Origin of the sequence: Vibrio sp. ES.051 (assembly GCF_002563795.1) — a bacterium.
Classification (GTDB): Bacteria; Pseudomonadota; Gammaproteobacteria; order Enterobacterales; family Vibrionaceae; genus Vibrio.
This window is the reverse complement of record NZ_PDJL01000004.1, coordinates 1,161,902-1,182,472: the sequence shown is the minus strand read 5'-3', so window position 1 is coordinate 1,182,472 and position 20,571 is coordinate 1,161,902. Positions and strand designations below refer to the sequence as shown.

At 44.1% G+C, this 20,571-nt stretch carries 18 protein-coding genes and 2 pseudogenes; 6 read left to right on the top strand and 14 right to left on the bottom strand.

Features of this window, described 5'->3' with window-relative positions:
• Positions 1-5: 5 nt before the first annotated feature.
• The 3 genes and pseudogenes from ATG66_RS11890 to ATG66_RS11880 form a co-directional block, all read right to left on the bottom strand.
• Complete coding sequence (locus ATG66_RS11890; protein ID WP_098415498.1) at positions 6-1,199, bottom strand: iron-containing alcohol dehydrogenase; 1,194 nt, start codon at positions 1,197-1,199, stop codon at positions 6-8.
• 316 nt (positions 1,200-1,515) lie between these two features.
• Positions 1,516-1,614 (bottom strand): annotated as a pseudogene (locus tag ATG66_RS11885) (HD-GYP domain-containing protein); the annotation flags it as partial.
• Positions 1,615-2,151: 537 nt separating this feature from the next.
• Positions 2,152-3,765, bottom strand: coding sequence for an IS1634 family transposase (locus tag ATG66_RS11880; protein WP_098414114.1), 1,614 nt, complete (start codon positions 3,763-3,765; stop codon positions 2,152-2,154).
• Positions 3,766-3,940: 175 nt separating this feature from the next.
• On the opposite strand from ATG66_RS11880, the gene ATG66_RS11875 reads away from it, so the two are divergent.
• On the top strand, positions 3,941-5,665 hold the full coding sequence (locus tag ATG66_RS11875) for a putative bifunctional diguanylate cyclase/phosphodiesterase (RefSeq protein WP_257145734.1): 1,725 nt from the start codon (positions 3,941-3,943) through the stop codon (positions 5,663-5,665).
• A gap of 103 nt (positions 5,666-5,768) precedes the next feature.
• On the opposite strand, the gene ATG66_RS11870 is transcribed toward ATG66_RS11875, so the two are convergent.
• The 9 genes from ATG66_RS11870 to hppD all read right to left on the bottom strand — a co-directional run bounded on the left by ATG66_RS11870 (position 5,769) and on the right by hppD (position 14,639).
• A complete protein-coding gene (locus ATG66_RS11870) occupies positions 5,769-6,242 on the bottom strand; it encodes a response regulator (protein ID WP_098415497.1) in 474 nt (157 codons plus the stop codon).
• Positions 6,229-7,566 carry a sensor histidine kinase gene (locus ATG66_RS11865; RefSeq protein WP_098415496.1) on the bottom strand — a complete coding sequence of 446 codons (1,338 nt, stop codon included), beginning with the start codon at positions 7,564-7,566 and terminating at the stop codon, positions 6,229-6,231. Before ATG66_RS11865 ends, ATG66_RS11870 begins: the two co-directional genes overlap by 14 nt.
• A gap of 3 nt (positions 7,567-7,569) precedes the next feature.
• The gene (locus ATG66_RS11860; protein WP_098415495.1) at positions 7,570-8,988 is read right to left on the bottom strand and encodes an SLC13 family permease; all 1,419 of its coding nucleotides are present in this window, start codon (positions 8,986-8,988) and stop codon (positions 7,570-7,572) included.
• Positions 8,989-9,373: 385 nt separating this feature from the next.
• Positions 9,374-9,712: a hypothetical protein gene (locus ATG66_RS11855; protein WP_098415494.1), complete on the bottom strand. Its 339-nt coding sequence runs from the start codon at positions 9,710-9,712 to the stop codon at positions 9,374-9,376.
• A gap of 139 nt (positions 9,713-9,851) precedes the next feature.
• On the bottom strand, positions 9,852-10,514 hold the full coding sequence (locus ATG66_RS11850; protein ID WP_098415493.1) for a DUF2726 domain-containing protein: 663 nt from the start codon (positions 10,512-10,514) through the stop codon (positions 9,852-9,854).
• A gap of 176 nt (positions 10,515-10,690) precedes the next feature.
• Entirely contained in the window at positions 10,691-11,359 is a 669-nt protein-coding gene (gene maiA, locus ATG66_RS11845) for a maleylacetoacetate isomerase (RefSeq protein ID WP_098415492.1), read from the bottom strand.
• A gap of 39 nt (positions 11,360-11,398) precedes the next feature.
• Positions 11,399-12,436: a fumarylacetoacetate hydrolase family protein gene (locus ATG66_RS11840; RefSeq protein WP_098415491.1), complete on the bottom strand. Its 1,038-nt coding sequence runs from the start codon at positions 12,434-12,436 to the stop codon at positions 11,399-11,401.
• 9 nt (positions 12,437-12,445) lie between these two features.
• A complete protein-coding gene (locus ATG66_RS11835) occupies positions 12,446-13,576 on the bottom strand; it encodes a homogentisate 1,2-dioxygenase (protein WP_098415490.1) in 1,131 nt (376 codons plus the stop codon).
• Complete coding sequence (gene hppD, locus ATG66_RS11830) at positions 13,569-14,639, bottom strand: 4-hydroxyphenylpyruvate dioxygenase (protein WP_098415905.1); 1,071 nt, start codon at positions 14,637-14,639, stop codon at positions 13,569-13,571. Before hppD ends, ATG66_RS11835 begins: the two co-directional genes overlap by 8 nt.
• Positions 14,640-15,167: 528 nt before the next feature.
• Here hppD and ATG66_RS11825 point away from each other — a divergent pair.
• Positions 15,168-16,274 (top strand): M20/M25/M40 family metallo-hydrolase, encoded by a 1,107-nt coding sequence (locus ATG66_RS11825; RefSeq protein ID WP_098415489.1) that lies wholly within the window; start codon positions 15,168-15,170, stop codon positions 16,272-16,274.
• A 219-nt stretch (positions 16,275-16,493) separates the two neighbouring features.
• On the top strand, positions 16,494-16,922 hold the full coding sequence (locus ATG66_RS11820) for a hypothetical protein (protein ID WP_098415488.1): 429 nt from the start codon (positions 16,494-16,496) through the stop codon (positions 16,920-16,922).
• 54 nt (positions 16,923-16,976) lie between these two features.
• Here the strand turns inward: ATG66_RS11820 and rlmF are convergent, their stop codons facing one another.
• The gene (rlmF, locus tag ATG66_RS11815; RefSeq protein WP_098415487.1) at positions 16,977-18,077 is read right to left on the bottom strand and encodes a 23S rRNA (adenine(1618)-N(6))-methyltransferase RlmF; all 1,101 of its coding nucleotides are present in this window, start codon (positions 18,075-18,077) and stop codon (positions 16,977-16,979) included.
• Positions 18,067-18,579 carry a M48 metallopeptidase family protein gene (locus ATG66_RS11810; protein WP_098415486.1) on the bottom strand — a complete coding sequence of 171 codons (513 nt, stop codon included), beginning with the start codon at positions 18,577-18,579 and terminating at the stop codon, positions 18,067-18,069. The genes rlmF and ATG66_RS11810 overlap by 11 nt, the downstream gene beginning before the upstream one ends.
• A 137-nt stretch (positions 18,580-18,716) precedes the next feature.
• Between ATG66_RS11810 and ATG66_RS11805 the strand changes: the two genes are divergently transcribed.
• The 3 genes and pseudogenes from ATG66_RS11805 (at position 18,717) to ATG66_RS11800 (ending at position 20,547) form a co-directional block, all read left to right on the top strand.
• Entirely contained in the window at positions 18,717-18,947 is a 231-nt protein-coding gene (locus ATG66_RS11805; protein WP_098415485.1) for a glutaredoxin family protein, read from the top strand.
• Between the two features lie 210 nt (positions 18,948-19,157).
• Positions 19,158-19,307 (top strand): annotated as a pseudogene (locus tag ATG66_RS20935) (EAL domain-containing protein); the annotation flags it as partial.
• A 37-nt stretch (positions 19,308-19,344) separates the two neighbouring features.
• The gene (locus ATG66_RS11800) at positions 19,345-20,547 is read left to right on the top strand and encodes an IS256 family transposase (protein ID WP_095661319.1); all 1,203 of its coding nucleotides are present in this window, start codon (positions 19,345-19,347) and stop codon (positions 20,545-20,547) included.
• The last annotated feature ends 24 nt before the right edge of the window (positions 20,548-20,571 follow it).

The following is a 20,571-nucleotide window of genomic DNA, read 5'->3' as shown; positions in this document are numbered from 1 at the left end:
AATAATTACAGATCGCTTATGTCTGATAATAACCGAGTGCATTCTTGACGGTTCATAAACTTAGGAACAGGATAATTCCAATGCGCTTCTTTCAGTATCAAGCGAACAAGAGATGCAACATCTTCATGCTTGATAACACTAGTGGCCTGTTCAATCTCGATAGCAAAAAACAAAGACTCTATCTTGTTTAAGAAGCGCTGGGCGCTCTCATCTCCCGCTTCTTTATCTCCTGTCATTGCATCAAGTGTTTTTAGTTGAGGTTCAATTTCTGATAATGAAAAGCGTAACACGGGCAGTAATGCCAAGCCGTTCGCCATACCGTGAGGTAAACCATATTTAGCGCCTAGTGTATGAGAAAAAGCATGAACGTAACCTAAACTCGCCTTGGTAAACGCTAAACCAGCGTAATAAGAAGCCATTGCCATTTTGTGCCGAGCTCGTATATCGCTTCCCCGTTCAACAACCATAGGAAGGTATTTAAAAATCAACTTGATTGCGGCAATTGAGTAAGCTTTTGTTTCTTGAGTAGCATTACGGGAAACATACGCTTCGATCGCATGAGTCAACGCATCGACTCCTGTATCCGCAGTCATTTTGGCAGGTAAACCAACCAATAGATTTGCATCTAAAGCCGCCATTAAAGGAACCAGTTTCGGATCCATTAACGGGGTTTTAAGATGAGTATCAGGGTCTGAGACTACGGCAGCAATGGTTACTTCAGAGCCAGTTCCTGATGTCGTTGGAATTGCAAATAGCGGTGCTGGCGTTCGCCACACTTTGAATAACCCTGCAAGTTTCTTGACAGAACGTTTATTGGTCACTTTTGCAGCAATTACCTTTGCACAGTCTATTGCAGAGCCGCCCCCTAATGCCAATATCCCTTCACACTGAAAATGTTGATACGCCTTAAGTCCGCTCTCCACTTGATCGTAAGTAGGGTCTGACTCTACTTGCGAGAAAACCTCTAGCTTCAAACCAAATTTAGCCGCCATCTCCACGACTGAATCTGACATTCCTATTTCCATTAACCCTTTATCTGTGACTAATAATATTCGCTCAAACCCCAACTCAGTCATCGATTCCAATAACTCATTCGTCGAGCCAGGTCCAGAAAAGAGTGTTGGTCTCGGCATTGGTAATACATGCGCCGCTAATTTTAATCCATTAGTGTAAGTCCGATATAAAGCGTGCTTAAACATACGAAATCCTTTTTCATCTAGAGCTATTATTCTAGCTGCTTTTGGCGCACGTAATTATTTTTAGAATCTCATGTTATCAATAAGGTAGAAACGAACAACGCGTCAACCAGTCTGGTTATCAAGCAAAACACTCGCTTTTTAAGCGATAAAGTGAGTCAAATAGCAAGCAAAAAACTTTGCTCTGACGTCTATTCGGTATTAGGAATAACATAACGGAGTGTTACGAGCTCGCCGCTATCTTTTAGTTCAGAGGGGGAATATTTGCCCCTGATGGATTCATATAATCAGTAGATTGTATTGATCTCTAAGGGAAAGGCGCGCTACTTTTCAAGTCGATCATAGTGACATCGATATAACGTTTATATTTACGGGGTAAAAAACATTTTACTTCTGGTTTCAAAGGTTGAGAGGGGTTTGGTTGAGTGATTTTTGTCCGCGACAGGTTTGAAGCCTCCTTTGTTCGGATAACGTTTGCTCCACCCCAACATATTTCACACCACTTGTGTCAAGTTTTTTAATACCTTCAGCGGTCTTGATTAAATTTTAGGGTCGTAATCCATAACGTGACATTTGCTACACCTAAATAGTGACGAGAACATTATAAAAGCTCCCAGCTCTTAACCTGATAAGCATTATAAATTGGTTACAAATAATGGGAATTCTGTCAATTAATACGTCGATTTACATATTAAATCCTTTATATTAGTATGGATTACACTCTAATAAATATATAATTCTTCAAAATAATTTATACCTGAGGAGTGCATTAATAATCGGTGTTTATAAAATCATATTAACTATTGACTAATTTTTATAAATGTCGATGATTAGCCGCCTAATCTTAAAATGCTATTAACTCAATAACCCATAAAATGATAGTCACCCGATTTGAATACATCTTTTTGTGATAGTAATGTGATCCTACACATCAACCCGAGATTCCGCAGCCAATTTAGGAATAAACCGCTTCATACAGTACGCCAAGAAGCTTAAGCAGCCGAGTCTGATGCTCCTGAACACCCGTGATGAAGCTTTGACCGCCAAATTCGAGTGTGTCGATACCTTCGAATTTTAAGAATACCCAACGTGCCGTCGGTTTGGTTGTCGTCTTGTTCTTTACCATGCTAGGAAAGAATTCCTCGGTCTTAGTGAGACTCTCTCGGATTTTGTGCTCTAAGCTTGCGTAAACGAGTAGGCTAAGCGTCATGATCATCAGCAATGCCTCGATTCGCTGAGGTTTCTTCAGGAAAATTGATGATGTTAGGAACTCAGGGCTCTTCAAGAAGCGAAATCCGCGCTCTACCTTTTGCTGAGACTTGTAATGCTCAAGTAACGCAGCCATTGTTAGATCGGCGTAGTCAGTATCGTTGGTGGCGAGAATAAACATACCTACTTTAAGCTTGGCCATCTTCACTTTTTCTAGATCGGTATAAGGCGTAGCATCTATCAAATAGTGGTATCCCGTTGGCTCTGCGTCTTTCTTCGGCCGACCGCGACCTGAATAGATTGGCTCTTTAACAATGGTTGGTTGTGCAAAGCCAAGCAAATAACACTGGCTAGCGAAGTCGCTCATTGCTTGCTCGGCATCCACTGCGCAAGCAAACTTCTTTTTCATTAGTTGTCCCAGTGCTTTCAGCTCTTTGGTGATATTTTTGTCTAAGTTCTTATAGAACGTTGCTTCTTCTCGCTTGGTTGCTTGTTCACTATGAACCAATAGCCACTTCTGAGATACCGAGCCATAGTCAGCATCAACCCAGCAACCCGAGTAACCATTGCCGATACGGCTCAACTGCTCTGGCTCAAGGTTCATTAAGGCTTCTTTGGCTGACTTAATGGTCATTGGAACACGCGTAATAAACTTCTGTTGTTGCTCATCCAGTGAACGAATGCTTTCCTCGGTGTATAGAGCGGCATCGGCGATGAAGTAGCGACTGTTTTGAGCTGCCTTTAGGCAATGAATATGCCGTTTAGTGACCTCTGAAAATGCCTTAGCATCATTGGTGTTGCCACTGAGCGCTTGCATGTAAACAGGTAGGCCGGCTTGGTTTTCACAAATCAACTCAAGGACCACTTGATTTAGCTCTGGACGGTGGTCTCGGCTGTAGCCTTTTACCAGTTTGATGGCATTAAGATCTTCGTCTTGGATGTATTCACCGTCGACATGAAAACTCGTGATATCAAGGTGGACAGAGTCTGCTTTAAGCCCAAGCTTATCAACGACATGCTCTGCAATCGCTTGATAAAGTGCGGACACATCTGCTTCATATAAAGCATCTAACGTACGTCCGAGTACATCGTCAGTTAAATGGTGCGCTTCAATGTCTTTAGCGAGCAACTTGGCAACAGGCTTCGTCTCGAAGAAGTCAGAGAACATATGCAGCGTTCTACTGTGAAAGCCAAGACCATTAAGAATCATTGCTAAGACTGCATCGCCGTGTGAGACGTTGTGATCCGAGTATTTGGGAATGATGCGATCAATAATGCCTGGTAAACCGACTTCATGACAGAAAGCAGCGATTAACCCTAAGTGGTCTAGGCGTTTAATGACAGGTTGAGCAGCAGACATAATAAGTGACCGTTAAATAACAGTAATAGATCAAAACTGGGGATCGCGGTCAAGATGTCTGTCGCACTAACAGTTGTAAACGATCACTGGATCACATTATTTTAATTCTGAAATTGGCTGCGGAATGACGGATCAACTGTATGTTATCCGACCCCACACTCATCTATGGTGCCAAATGGTACGAGGAGGAAATGTCTTGACCACCCGTTTTGACCAGCATGCCTCAGAGAATGACCGAGAGTTCCTAAAAATCGTTGAAGAACGATTCATTCATATTTTTGATGTATTCAACGAAGGTCTCTTCTACATGGATGAATTTGGTACCATGGCCTTTTACAATAAAAGCTTTTATGAGCAGTTTGGTATCAGTGCAGGTCGGATCAAACTCGAACACTGGCTAGATTTAGTGCATCCATTAGATCGAGAAAGACTGTCAAAAAGAGTGGATGCTCATATCAAAACGGATAACACTAGGGCCACCACCACCTATCGCCTTCGTAAACCCAATGGACAATATGTCTGGATAGAAGGCGTGGCAATGACAAAAGAAACAGAACATGGCCACTATATGGTGGGCAGCCATCGGGATATTTCTGAACGAAAACTGATGGAAAGCTACATCCACCAAGTCGCGTTTCATGACAATGCGTCTGGAATGGCAAACCGTGCTCGTCTCCTACTCGACATTGAAGATGGTGTACGAGCTGCCGACTCTTGCGCATCTATTTGCTACATTCAAATTGAAGAAATAAAATCGTACCTCAATCAATATGGGAGCGAGTTAGTTGATGGTCTGGTTGAAAAGTTATTGCAAACACTGAGTCATTTGCCCTCTCCGAATAGCTCCGTTTACCGAGTACACGATGATGATTTCGCCATCTTAATTCACGATGAATGCTCAACAAAAACCCTTCAGCGCTATGCCGAGAACATTAAGCAAACCTACCATGAAGCCGTGATTGAAGAAGGCCAGTACCTCGGTAGTAATCTAAGCATCGGGCTATACCCTTGTATCGACCGAACACACTCAGCTGACGAGATCTTACGTAAAGCAGCAAGAACCTGCCAGTACGCCCGTGAGCAAAATAAAGATCGCGTTGCTATTTATAGTGAAAAAACGCGATATGCGGTTGATCGATACTTCTTCATCGAACAGGGCCTGAAAAGCGCTCTAGAAAACCAGACCTTAAGCGTTAAGTTTCAACCTATCGTTGATGCAAAAAATGCTGAAGTGGTCAGTTTTGAGTCTTTAATTCGTTGGCGTAGTAAAGAGTTTGGCGAAATTTACCCAGACGAGTTTATTCCTGTCGCAGAGAACAAAGGTTTGATCGTCGAACTGGGCTACCAAGTGTTCGAAAAGGCTTGTCAGTTCATCAAAAACTACCGTGAACGGTACCAGAACCAGGTTCGTGTTAACGTTAACGTCTCTGTCCTTCAGCTCATGAATAGTGAATTTCCGGCACAAATTAAAGCAATGGCAGACAAAGCTGGCGTAGCACCAGAATCCATTGTATTAGAACTAACAGAAACCTTCATTTTAGATAATAACCAAACGGCTATTGCACCTTTGAGCACACTTAGAGAGCTAGGGTTTGCGCTTTCACTCGATGATTTCGGCTCAGGTTATAGTTCATTAAACAGCTTTTTCGATCTCCCAATGACACAAATAAAGATTGATAAGTCGATGGCATGGAAAACACTGACCAATCGCTCTTCTCAAGAGTATTTGAAGTTTCTTATTACAATGTGTCAGGAGAACAATATTGAGGTGGTTATTGAGGGCATAGAAGACGCAAAAATGTATGACTTTTTCGCTAATATGGGGGTCGACTATTTACAAGGTTTTTGGTTCTCCAAGCCATTGTCTGTAGCGAGCGCTAGTCGCTATTCACTGAGTTAACTTCTCTTAATATTCCGCACAGCCACGTTCAATTGTCTGCCCTCTCTAAAAAGTAGGCTTCAGAACTAAGTGGCTGTGGCGAAAACAACCTGACAAACCTTGGCTAACGTAGACGTTCAAACACCACGCTTTGATCTAAGTGTTCATGGTATTGCGTGTAATCCAATCCCATATCGAAAATGAATAGTGTCACCAAGTTTCTAACGCATTCAACTAATTGGCTAGCTTGCCACGGTTTTTCAAAGTAGCGGTCAATCCCCGCCGAGTTAATTGCATTGATGGTATCACTATGAGTGGCTTGTCCAGTAAGAAGCACTTTTCGGGTGTGGACAAAACGGCTGTCTTTTGACACCTCCGTCAGTAACTCAACCCCTGTCTTACCCGGCATCACATGGTCAGAAATGATCAACGCTATCATTTCTCCTTCCGCATCTAACTCATCCATCAACTCAAGCACTTCATCGGCAGACTCACAGTCTTCAATATTTAACCACTGACTTAACGGCTCTAAATCTTGTAGAACCGCGCTTAACACCTCTCGTTGGTCATCAACGCAAATTAAATTAAGCTTCTCCATGTTCATCCTCTACTGGTAACTTGATTCTAAAAATAGTTTTGTCGCTATCGCTCTTTACCACAATTGAACCGTTATATCCGGCTATGATGCGTTTAACAATCGATAACCCCAGCCCTAACCCAAACGACAATCCGCCTTTTTTCGTGGTGAAGTTGGGTCGGAAGATTTTTCTGCGTGTGGCTTCATCGATTTCGGGACCGTTATTGGCAATAGTAACCAAAACCTTGCCTTTACTCTCTCTGGTATGAATTTCAATACCAGGCTCATCACTCTCTCCCAGTGCATCGCATGCATTCTTCAAGATATTGACCCAAACTTGCACCAATTCGGTTTGAGACCCAACAAATGTCGGTAGCTCCGCTGGACTAAAACGAACACTCACTCGCCTCAAATCACTTTGCAACAAAGCAAGCGCCCGATTGATGGAATCGTTAATGTTAAAAGCTTCATCTAGATCGATATCGGTTCTGCCAAGCTGCTTTACTGAACGAACAATGCCGACTGTATGTTTTGATGCGATACGCAGATCGTGAAGATCTCGGCCCATCTGCCAAAACCGAATCGCTTCCTCTGGCCTTTTTAGCCAATGTTCAGAAAGGCTATTATTTGGAACTGCACGCGCGAGATCTCGTGCTAAGTCTTTAGGTAAACCATAATATTTCTCGAAGTGACGGCCTCGCTTTCTCGCTTCACTCGAGGACACCTTCTGCCCTTGCATTAATCCGAAATCAAAGAACTGGCTGGCTTCTGGGTGGACCTCTTCCAGCAATTCCATAATCACTGACTCCAAGCGCTGGGATTTACTGCTCACCACACCAATTGCATTATTAAGCTCATGCGCAATACCAGCAGCGAGCTGACCTAATGTCGTCATTTGTTCAGCGGTATGTAGCTTTTGTAATGCTTCTTCTTTAGCCAGCGCCTCCTGCATTGCTCGGCGCTGACGACGCGATAGCTCATTCACCATCACCGTCATAAACTGCGTGGTCAAAGGGCCATATTTATCTTCTTCTATCGCGGGCGTATCACGCTCTATCCATGCTAGCTCGACATCTGTTTGCGCAATGACCGTCGATGATGCAGTCCATGTTCCTGAAAAGAAACTATGCACACCGATAAACGCACCTTGAGACGCAGAGAACACTTGAATCGGCTTTTGTTCATCATCGGCATAATAACCGGCCAACTCGCCCGACAATACGTAATACAAACGCTCGTTGTAACCCGCTTGCTCAATCAATACCGACCCAGCCGAAACCGTCAACTGACGTTCAAGGTGATTAAAATAGCGTTGCACTAACGCATCTAACTTCGTTTCGTACATGATTTATCCAATGCGCCCTACGGTGTGCAGAACCCAAACCATGACAAAACTAAGTAATACCCCAACAACACCTAACACCACACCAATACGAGCCATTTGGCTACTTTCTATATGGCCGGTGGCATGAGCCAAAGCATTTGGTGGAGTACTGATGGGTAACGACATACCGAGTGATGCTGCAAACGTGACCACTAAGATCAGCGTGACCTCCCCCCCTAAAGGTGTCAACGAAGCCATCGAAGTACCAAGCGCTGCCATAATCGGCATTAATAAGTTCGCCGTGGCCGTATGTGACATGAAGTTCGCCATCACTAAACACAATAAAGCCGCGCCAAACAAAACCACATATGGAGAAAATTCATCAAACGGAATGCTATGGACCACCAGCTTTGCTAACCCTGTTTTATCAAGAGCCAAACCCAGTGCAATACCGCCAGACACCAACCAAAGCACGTCCCAAGAAATTTTCTTTAAGTCCTCTTTATTGATGATGCCTGTCAAAGAAAAGACAGCGACAGGTATCAACGCCACTGTGTATGAGTTCATGCCATGCACAGAACCCATCAACCAAAGAGCTATCGTACCGGCGAATGTGACGTACACGATCATCGCTTTTGGCGTTTTCAAAAACTTGCTCTTAATGTTTAGGTCGATGGTCGTTTGCTCTGCTTTGTATAAGAAGCCAATAAGGAACCAAGCCAGCGCCATCATCACAATCACGAATGGCACGCCAAATACCATCCACTCTCCAAAGGTAATCAAGTTATCACCAACCAAGTACTTTAACGCGATGGCGTTTGGTGGTGTGCCAATAGGCGTACCTATGCCACCAATATTTGCAGCAACGGGAATGCATAACGCAAAAGCAATCTTGCCGGGATCTTTAGGGCCAAATACCGCAATCACGGGGGTAAGAATAGAGAGCATCATTGCGGTTGTCGCAGTATTAGACATAAACATTGAGAAGATAGCCGTTATCAACATTAACCCTAACATGACAAATTTAGGTTGTTGCCCAAACGGCTTAAGCAGCACTCGCGCTAAGTTGACATCTAATCGATACTTGGTTGCCGCCATGGCCAAAAAGAACCCGCCAAGAAACAGCATAATAATTGGACTGGCGAACGTAGCCATGATCTCGTTATATTGCAAAAGCTGTCCAAAATGGGCCTGTCCTTCTTGTAAACGGAATAGCACGATACTTTTGTTTGAGACGAGTAACAGCTCGAGCACAATGATAACCACCGAAGTGGCGTAAATCGGAATGGGCTCAAACACCCAACATAAAGCAGCCAACAAGAATATTGCAATAACTCGCTGTTGGACGATCGTCATGCCGTCAAATGGGAAGGCAGATAAGGGCATTAACCAGATAAGCAATGGAATGAACGTTGGAATAATGTATTTGAGATAAGGGCGCATAATACTACTTCTCTTCCTGAGATGGTTGGCCATAAAACATTGGCGTTAGGAGTCTTATCCCCCAGCCGCAGAGATACGCCTTTTAACTGTTTCTATATGTTCAAAAAAGACGAACCATACCGTAGATAAGTACTTCAAGAAAAGATTATGCACATTGTTTCGAAACGAAATTTTGGAGTTAGATCAATGATTTTGTGTTCATGTCAAAAAACATGTTATATCTGTGTTCAAGCTCACTAAATGCCCTAGCTAATAGTTTCCCTCACCACTTTTGTTAAATAATCCCCATAACTTCAACATGTTGCTTAACTTTAGTGACCCCCACCCATTTCTTCTAAAAGAGCCGTTCACTTTGAGTGATTGCCAAATTTCCCTTTCCCTTTACTTAATTATCATAAGGCACTTCACTCAACATCCATATTTGTAAGGTTTGCGATACGTTAGGACAAGAACCAAATAAAATCTGGTATTTTGGCTCAAACGGCTTGCCGATATAAGTAGTGCGAATGAGCTCTCCTGTTTTTACATCGACCTGAGTGCTGACTCGTCCTTTAAAGTTTTGAAAGATAACAAACTGTTCGCTGTGGTAAACCATTTGCTCGCGGTAAAATAAGAAGTGATCTTGCGGTGTTTCTGTTAACTCACACTCCAACGGCTTTAGGTTAGGTATCGCGCTGGCATTGAACGCAATTAACAACGCTGAAAGAATCCATTCATATCGCATGATGCTTGCCTACTCTGTTTACTTTATCAAAGTATAGGACCGGATACTGGCCATCGTAAGCTACAATCGCATTCTCATGAATGTAAAAAAGGCTTTGATTTTGGGAATCAAAGCCTTTTTTGTATGGTGATGCCCCCTATTATTCATCGTCGGGCTCAAACACCACATTATAGTTTTCAGTGTACGTACAATTAGGTTGGCGACTGCACGTGAAGAAACGTCGCCCTTTAAACTCGCCTTGAGTGGCCGTCTTGATTGTCATCGGGCTGCCACATTTCTTACAAAATCGAACTTCTTTATCTGGCTCAATCAAGTCAATGTGCGCGGCAAGCAAGCGTCGCAAGCGCCCTACTTGGTAGCTGTGTTTTATCGATACCCCCATTAAGGGCAAATTAGCGGTTTTGCACACATGAATCAGTAGCTTCTGACGCTCGACCTTGCCTTTACTTAACTCTTGTCCATTATCTAGTTCAAGAATCACGCGCGGCTCTAACGTTCTGGGATCACAAATGACATAATCAAAGTAGCTTCTGGAGATGCGATTATTCGCAACAAAAAACTGCTTTTTGTCTTTAGTGCTTTTCGGGGCCACTAAACTCGACATATTGACTTTGGCAAACACCACCGCATGTTCACCCACTGCTGCTCTTAAAGCATTATAAAACGCGCCTTCTTGACCTCTTAATAAAGGCCCTTTTGAGCGATATGGATAGTCTCGAGTATCATCATTTTTAATGACGTACTTTTGAATAATAAAGAAGAAAACAACCAGAAGAACAACGATGATAAAAATGTTGGTCATAGATAAAGTGTGCCCAAAAACAACTAGTTGCTCAAAGCGTAAAGGGAAACCACTATTAGAGCAACTAAAGCTATCGATTTTAGACCGTAATAATGACGAGATTTTTAGAGCATAAATGTGTACAGAATAAAGCGAGCCTCGTCGCCTGAGCTAAATTAAATTCGTTTCATGTACTTTTATTGGCTTGCGTCAGGCTGGTTCTCTGGCATCGCATCAATAAAAGCCGGTAGTTGATTACATACTTGCACAACAGCGTTAATGGTTGAGTAAAGAGAGGTATCCATACCAAAGCGCTGTGCGTTATAAAATTGTGGTACCAGACAAACGTCGACAATAGATGGCGAGCTTGTCAGGCTAAACTTACAATCGCCATGCAATTTGCGATGCTTTTGAAGTTTCTCTTCTAATGCAGCAAAGCCTGTGTGAATCCAGTGATGAATCCACGCTGTTTTTCGTTTCTGCTCGCAGGCTAATTCTCTTTCTAGATACTGTAACACTCGTAAGTTATTTAAGGGATGGATCTCCATCGCGATATCTTGAGCCATGGCTAACGCTTGGTAACGCAGTGGTGACTGTTGTGGGATAACCGCAATATCAGGGTAGTTTTCTTCAAGATACTGAATAATCGTCAGCGATTGATTCAGGTGTAAGTCTCCGTCCACCAGCACAGGCACCAACTCACACGCATTAAGGTGGTGATAACGCTCACTGTGCTGCTCACCGCCATTACGCACTAGATGTACCGCTTTGGACTCATAATTCAGTTGTTTTAAGTTCAACCCAATACGCACTCGATATGTCGCGGAAGATCGCCAATATCCATATAAAATCATGCCGTCGCTCATTTGCTATTCCTAAGTCCTGTTGACCCGTCGAGGTGTCTTTTAGCGTTTTAAATATTGACTGACTTGCTGATCGATGGCGCCAAAAAGAGTGTTTCCTTCTGCGTCGAACATCTCTAACTTGATGGAGTCGCCAAACGACATAAAGTTGGTCAATGGTTTTCCATCGCGGATGGTTTCAATCATACGCACTTCAGCAATACAGGAATAACCGACGCCCCCCTCGACAATAGAAGTGCCGTATTCCGTACCTTGCTTGTTTGACACCGTGCCAGAACCAATAATGGCGCCGGCTGATAACGGACGCGTTTTCGTCGCATGAACAATTAAATCGGCAAAATCAAACGTCATATCCACCCCTGCGTTCGGGCAACCAAAAGGCTCATGATTGTAAGTTGACACCAGTGGTAAGTGGACTTTGTTTTCGTACCATGCCCCGCCTAATTCATCTGGCGTTACCGCAACAGGAGAAAAGGCCGAGGAAGGTTTGGATTGGAAGAAACCAAACCCTTTGGCTAATTCCGCAGGAATCAAACCGCGCAATGACACATCATTCACCAACATAATGAGTCGGATCGATTCTTGCGCCTCAGCGATACTTGCACCCATTGGTATATCCCCCGTGACAACAGCGACTTCCCCTTCGAAATCAATACCCCACTCATCACTGGCAAACTCGATATTGTCACAAGGACCAATAAACGCATCAGACCCTCCTTGGTACATTAATGGCTCGGTCCAAAAGCTCTCAGGCATTTCTGCACCACGTGCTTTACGAACCAGCTCAACGTGATTGACATACGCGCTACCATCCGCCCATTGATAAGCTCGTGGCAACGGAGATTCACAATAATGCGCCTCAAACTCTTCAAACCCAGCAACAGTACCGTTATTCAGTGCGGTATATAAGGCTTCTAATTGCGGCGCTAAAGTTGCCCAATGATCGAGGGCAACTTGCATGGTTGGCGCTAAGTTCATCGGGTGAAAAACTTCCGTGACAGGGATACAACGGGTTAAATCTTTGCTTACGACCATCAACAAACCGTCACGAGTCCCATTTTTTTTGGTTGCTAATTTCATTCTTGCCTCTTACTTCTTTTGCCAGCTATAGACGTATTCTTGGTTTTCTACTTTCTCCAACTCATCCGAAAACTGAAGTGCGTGGCGCGTATCTATCATTACCGCCACCTCGTCAGTAAACTTCTTCCTGTATTCTCGTCCCGCTTTGAATGCCTTAGGGTGAGGGCCGTGGGTAAAGCCAGCTGGATGGAATGTCACCATGCCCGCCTCAATGTTGTCACGACTAAAGAAGTCACCTGCGTGGTAGAACAAGACTTCGTCATAATCGTCATTGTTATGGTAGAACGCTACTTTCAGCGCTCCGGGATCACTCTCAATCGGGCGAGGGACAAACGTGCACACCACAAACCCCACTCCTACAAAGGTAGTATGTGCCGACGGAGGCAAGTGATAACGATGTGACATAAGTGGACGAATATCACGCCAGTTCACTTTTACCACGGCCAAATCCCCATGCCAGCCAATGGCATCCAGCGGATTAAACGGGTAGGTGATCACACTGACTTTATCGTGACGTTTGACTTGCACCTGTGTTTGATTTTCCGAATATTGAGCGCGGAACGGGTCGTTGATGGACGGGATTTCCAAAACCGCTGGGTCAAACACCGCGTGATTTCCCACGATGCCCTTTTCAGGCAAGGTATAAGCCGCATCAGTGTTTTCTATCATCAAAATGAACATCGGTTCACTTGGCTCTAACCGCCAGCTGGTTGAACGTGGGATCATCACATAATCCCCTTCACTCACCTGCAAGTGCCCGTAGTCACAGTAAAGGTCTGCCGTCCCTTGGTGGATAAATAACAACTCGTCACCATCGGCATTTCGCACCAAAAAGTCCATCTTTTCATCCATGCGCCAAACACGAATCTTACAATCGTTGTTATGCAGTAAGCGTGGCACCGCCCAAGGCGTAATGTGATTGGCTTTTTCGACCAGATTGAAGTCGAAAGCGCGTGGACGCAGCTCACCTTCCCACTCCGACCATCCTGTCGGCGCATGTTGATGATGGAAATGTGCCGCCGGACCAAAGAACCCGCTTCGGCCTGCTTCGCGCTCAAAAATTGCCTCTTTCGGGAAATCTGCATGTGCTTGTTTAGAGCACACTCCCTCCCGATGAGGAAATGTGATCCATTTATGCATCGTTGAGTACTCCTCGGCGAATTTGGTCTTCTTCAATCGATTCAAATAGCGCTTTGAAGTTACCTTCACCAAAGCCCTCATTCCCTTTACGCTGGATAATTTCGAAGAACACAGGACCAATAACAGTTTGGGTAAAGATTTGCAGCAAAATGCCGTCTTTCATTGGCGCGCCATCAATAAGAATTTGCAAGTCACGCAATTTGTTTACGTCTTCACCATGGCCTTCCACACGTTGGTCTACTTTCTCGTAATAGGTATCTGGCGTTGGCATAAAGTCCATACCACGCTGACGTAACGTTTTGACGGTTTCATAGATATCGTCTGTTGCTAACGCGATATGTTGAATACCTTCGCCATTGTATTCGCGAATAAACTCTTCGATTTGCGATTTGTCGTCAGACGACTCATTGATAGGAATACGGATCTTGCCACAAGGTGCAGTCATCGCACGGCTTACAAGGCCAGTGAGTTTCCCCTCGATATCGAAATAACGAATTTCGCGGAAGTTACCGATCCGCTCATAAAAGCCGGACCAAACATCCATATTGCCCTGTTTGACGTTGTGCGTCAGATGGTCAATCTCGTAAAGGCCAACATCCGCTTGCGATAAACACTCATCGGCATCATAAAAACGGAAATCGACATCATAAATGCTCTGTTTTCCATAACGGTCAACAAAATAAAGCACGCTTTCGCCAATGCCGTAAATCGCCGGAATACTGAGTTCCATGGGACCAATTTCAGTCTTATATTCCTGACCGCCATTGTCCAGCGCATGCTGCATTGCCGCGGTTGCGTCTTTTACTCGAAACGCCATCCCACATACTGATGGCCCGTGCTCTTTCGCAAACTCTTCGGCTTGGCTATGCGGTTGTGCGTTGACGATAAAACTGATTTCACCTTGTCGATACAACCACGCTTTCTTTGAACGGTGCTTGGCAATTTCTGCAAAACCTAACGAGACAAACAGGGTTTTGAGTTGCTCAATACCTTTGCTGTCTGCCGCCGTATATTCAACAAACTCAAATCCGTCTGTGCCTAATGGATTATATGTGGCCATTATGACTTCTCCTTGTCTCACTCATTTTTTTGACCTTATTTCTCTAACTTGGCGCAGACAGTAAGAAATTGAAATACGCGAACGTAAATCTCTATTTTCGTGTTCATCACATCTAATTGTAAATTATTTGTTACGCTCACTATGCGTATCTATACAACTGCAGCAAAAGCCAAATAAGTGAAATATTTTCAATGAATTAGGTCTCTATTTTTGTCTTTACGTCGAGATAAATATGTAAATAACTTGTTACCAACAGATTTTCTATGGCAACGTTGTTCTAAAAATAAAAGGACGCGGTGAGTCGATGGCGACTGATTTCCAATCCACCTTGCTTCCCCCAAAAAGTGACGTTAAGTTTTCGTGATGACTTAAGCAGTTTGTGAGACTCACTGGTCAGAATCATGTCAGGGACACCCTTTTATTGATTCACCTCAGTTCCCTTAAAAATTAGCTGTGTCATAAGTGATGACCTGTTCCCTTTCGATCTCGTGCCACAGCGCAGCGATCTCGACCAGAAAAAGAGACATCCTAATGACACACATCAATCAAAAACGTCTAATTGAACACTTCTGCCAATTAGTACGCATTGACAGCGAATCAACAAACGAAAAACAAATTGCAACAACGCTGGCTGAACAACTGGGCGAATTAGGCTTTACGGTTCACAAACTTCCTGTACCAGAACACATTTCGAACGGCTTTAATGTGTATGCGCGTTTAGAAGGTAAAAAAGAAGGCTCTATCTTAATGAGCTGCCACATGGACACGGTGACGCCGGGCATCGGTATTGAACCCATTATCGAAGACGGCATCATACGCTCCAAAGATAATACTATCTTGGGTGGTGACGACAAATCGGGTATTGCAGCCATCATGGAAGCCGTTCGCTGCATCCAAGCCGAAAATCTAGAACACAAAACACTGGAGCTGGCCTTCACCGTCTATGAAGAAGGAGGCCTATTCGGCTCTCAATACTTCGATATGACACACGTAATGTCAAAAGAAGCGATCGTGCTCGATACTGGCGGCCCTATCGGCACCATCGTGACGGCAGCACCGGGCCAACAGAAAATCATCGCGACGATTAAAGGCCGCCCAGCGCACGCTGGTCTTGCACCAGAAGAAGGCATCAGCGCCATCATGGTCGCAGCAGATGCCATCAGCCAAATGAAGCTACTTCGCATCGACGAAGAAACCACAGCAAACATCGGGATGGTAAACGGCGGACAAGCGACCAATATCGTAATGGCAGAACTCAAAATAGTCGCTGAGGCGCGCTCTCTGAATGGCGATAAGTTGGATGCTCAGGTCAATCATATGATCTCAACGCTAGAGTCCGTATGTGAAAAACACGGTGCTGTGGTCGAAATCGAATCTAGCCGAGCCTACGACGCGTTTGTTATCGAAGAAGACAACGCACACGTCAGCGCCATCAAAGCTACTTTCGCCGAGTTGGGCATCGAAGCGTTTACCAAAGGCACTGGCGGTGGTAGCGATGCAAACAACTTCAATAAGAAGGGGCTTACAACCGTTAACCTCTCTACTGGCATGGCAAAAGTACACACAACCGAAGAGTTTATCGCCGTTGATGATATGGTGAAGATTTCAGAATTTGTGAAGTATTTCTTGGCGAAATAATCACACTGGCTTAGCCGTTTTTACCTGCTCCCCTTCTTGAGTACGAGGGGAGCCATTGCCTTCAGTTGATCGTCTACATCAATTTTTATTTTATTGCTGAATTTTAAGCTACCGCAAGTGACTCCAGTCATATTCGATTTTATGCTTTACTGGCAATTTTTGGTGTTTGTCTCAAATCGATATAAACTAGGCTCTTTTCTTCTTTTATGACTCACCACTATGTCCGACGCCGATATCGAACTACAACACATCTGGCTAGAAGTCCAAGCCCAACGATGGCAAAACCTTTCGCGATTTTTATTTAGCTACTTCTGCTACCAACACAACCTCGTCAGCAAAACCAATAAAGCCTGTTGGGAAACCGCACGTGCAAAGCTGCCCACTTCAAAGTCCATCAAAGCACGGAAAAATGCGGTTATTGAACCCTTGATTGCTGAAGAAACAATCGTTGGGTTGTTGAAGACCATGAGCAAAAATGGAGAGATGAGCTTTGGAGCAATGCAAGCAACAATTAATGAGTTTTTGCACTATGTTGTGATAAGCAAACAAGAAAAAAACCAGCTAAAATTGAACATGCCAGCAAGCTGGTATCAGCAGCAGCACAAACCTATCATGGCACGTTTTGCACAAGCCGGAATTGTAATTTAAGAGAGTCAACAAATGCCCCTACCTGTGGAGGGACACTTTCGAAGCTCAATGGCGTTATTTCAACTCAATCCAAGTTTTGCGCTGTTGCTTGTCCATGTATGACCATGCCATAAAACGGCTGACTTTCTGCCCTTGACTCATTTCAACCTCACGGATCGCTTTTACACCTAGTTTCTCTAACTGTTGGCGCATCGGACGGACGTTGTCTTTCTTGGATATAAGCGTGGTAAACCACAATACTTGAGCAGCAAATGCTTGGCTTTCGTTGGCCATTTTACGAATGAAAGCGGCTTCTCCCCCTTCACACCATAGTTCGGCGTTTTGACCACCAAAGTTCAACGTTGGTTTGCTCCGCTTCACTTGGTCAACTAGAGGTTTCACGCCTTTTTTCCGCTGATTCGCTTTTAAATTGTCCAGCTTGCGTTGACTGCCCATCGCCGCCTCTTCTGCAGAACGGTGGAATGGCGGGTTACATGTCGTCACATCCAAGCATTGAGCGGACCGAATAATACCGTGGAAAATGTTGGTTTCACTGGTTTGCTGTACCAGTTCGATCTTGCCGTTTAAACTGGCGTTACGTTCCACAATAGCTTGTGCCGACTCGATGGATTTCGGGTCGACATCACTTCCCATATAGTGCCAACTATATTGAGTAACCCCCACGATGGGATAAATGCAGTTAGCCCCGACACCAACATCAAGCGCACGTACTTTATGGTGTGGATATTTACCTTTGACTTCGCCATCAAGCAATTCAGCCACACGGTGAATGTAATCTGCACGGCCAGGGATTGGCGGGCACAAGTAGCCTTCTGGAATGTCCCAAAACTCAATATTATAATATGCAGCGAGCAGGGCTTTATTCAGCATTTTGACTGCGTTGGGATCAGAGAAGTTAATTGAATCTTCCCCTCTAGGATTCTTAATCACAAATGGCTTGAGATTGGGTTCACTTGCAATGAGTTTTTTGAAATCGTAACGACCACGGTGGGCATTGCGCTCATGCAATCCACTTTTGGCAATTTTAATAACGTCCACTTCGCTTTTTTCTAGTGGCGATTTCACGTTGGCGGGTGCTTGACTTGCTTTTTTACCCTGCTTCGCCTTAGCCGCTTTTGGTGTGTGTTGTTTCACACCACGGTTATTATTCTTCATTCGAGTTCACTTTTAAATCGAGGAAAATCATAAACAGTCGAGCATCAAACTCCAATTGGTGATACTCCGGCTCCATATAACAACACAACTGGTAAAATGCTTTGTCGTGGTTCTTCTCCCGAGTATGCGCCAATTCATGTACCACCAGCATTCGTAACAATGGTTCTGGTGCATCCTTGAACACATTGGCAATACGGATCTCATTTTTAGACTTGAGCTTACCACCATGATTTCGGCTAATTATGCTGTGCAATCCGAGCGCGTTGTTCACTGCGTGAATTTTTTTATCGTAGACCACTTTACTGATCGGCGCGGCTTTCTTCATATAGCGATTTTTAATTGCCATCGCGTACTCATAGAGTGCCTTGTCACTTTTGACCTGGTGCCTAGCGGGGTAGCGTTTTTCGAACCAAGAAATAAACTTCCCACTCTCTATCAGTGAGTTTACCTGCTCGGTGATGTTCTTCGGATAACCTTGAATATATCGAAGTGACGGATGCATAGATGTAACGTCTGCTATGACAAAAGAAAGGCGCTAAATATACCTGAGATAAGCCATAGTTTCACCTTGGGTTCATCTTTCATTTATCACGAAAGGTGGTTAAACTTCGCCTCCCAAAGATAATGGAGAGAAGGTGTATGCGTAGACTTGTTTTGTACGTGACAGACAAATGCCCTCATTGCAAAGATGCACAAAGGTACTTAGATTCAAAAGGTTACAAATACCGCTTAACTAACGCTAAGATGCAACGCGGTAGAAAAGAGTTAGACGCGATTGGCGCACGCTCACTTCCAGTACTAAAAATCGGCGACCAAGTGATGATCGGTTGGAATCCGAAGAATTTTGAAAAGCTATACAATCGCTCATAGGAATACATGGACAACGCAATAAATGATTCGATTCGCTATAAAGAAGTGAGTGGAAACTCAACATGTTCCACAATCATGCTATATCAAAGTCTTGTAACAGATTATAATATAAAGAATATCAGCATAAGCAGAAACGACTTTCCCTCTTTCACCCTATGAAAGCCGTCCTTCCAATATAAGCCGAACGCGATGAGCGAGGAAACTTCCAACATGAACCAGCCATTACATTATAAAGAGATTTCTTGCGAACAATGTGGCAAATGTACAGAGCTTGATTTCGACTTTACAATGGCATTTCAACCCATTGTTCAATGCTCGTCTAAACAAATATTTGGTTATGAGGTAGTGTTTAGAAATCTGTGTCATTTCAGTATGATATACAAAACAGGAATGACACATGAACAAAGACTTCGATCTAGAACAAGCTATTAAAGCCCTTCAGTCAGGCCAAGACCTGACAGGTAAAGATGGCTTCTTAACTCCGCTCATTAAACAAATCACAGAAGCTGCTTTGAAAGCAGAACTCGAACAGCACCTTGAAGGTGATGAGCAACCTAACCGTAAGAACGGCTCAAGCAAGAAAACGATTAAGTCTTCTGTCGGCACGTTTGAACTGGATACCCCACGCGACCGCTCTGGAACATTTGAACCCCAGTTAGTTAAGAAGAACCAGACTAAATTGACCGATGAGATCGACCGTAAGATCCTATCCATGTTCTCGCTCGGTATGAGCTACCGTGATATCCGTGGTCACGTAGAAGATATGTATGGCATTGATGTCTCTGAGGCCACCATCACAGGTGTTACCGACCGTTTGATACCTGAGCTGAAGGAGTGGCAGCAACGTCCGCTCGATGCACTTTATCCCTTTGTCTGGCTTGATGCCATCCACTATAAAATCAAAGAAGACGGACGCTACGTTAGCAAAGCGATATACACAATATTGGGCTTAGATGTTGAGGGGAAAAAGGAGCTACTCGGTCTTTATCTGTCAGAGTCGGAAGGCGCTAATTACTGGCTCTCCGTGCTAACAGATCTGTATAACCGCGGCGTTGAAGATATCTTGATCGCCTGCGTAGATGGGCTAACAGGCTTCCCAGAAGCGATAGCAACCATCTATCCTGATACAGAAGTTCAGCAATGCATCATTCACCAAATCCGTAACTCTATGAAATATGTTGCCTCTAAGCATCAGAAGGCGTTTATGGCCGACTTGAAGCCAGTCTATCGGGCTGTCAGCAAAGAAGCGGCCGAGATGGAGTTGGATCGTTTGGAAGCCAAATGGGGACAGCAATACCCAATAGTGATTCGTTCCTGGCGGAACAAATGGGCAAATTTATCGGTTTACTTCAAATATCCAGAATACGTCCGAAAGGCTATTTACACGACAAATGCTATTGAAGCCGTACATCGCCAATTCCGTAAACTGACCAAAACTAAGGGTGGGTTCCCAAATGAAAATAGCTTGCTTAAGCTACTGTATGCTGGGATATTGAATGCTTCTAAGAAATGGACAATGCCAATACAGAATTGGAATATGACATTGTCTCAACTGGCGATTCATTTTGAAGGTCGCTTGGATGACGTCTTAGATATTTAGCCAAAATTAGCTGACACAGAATTC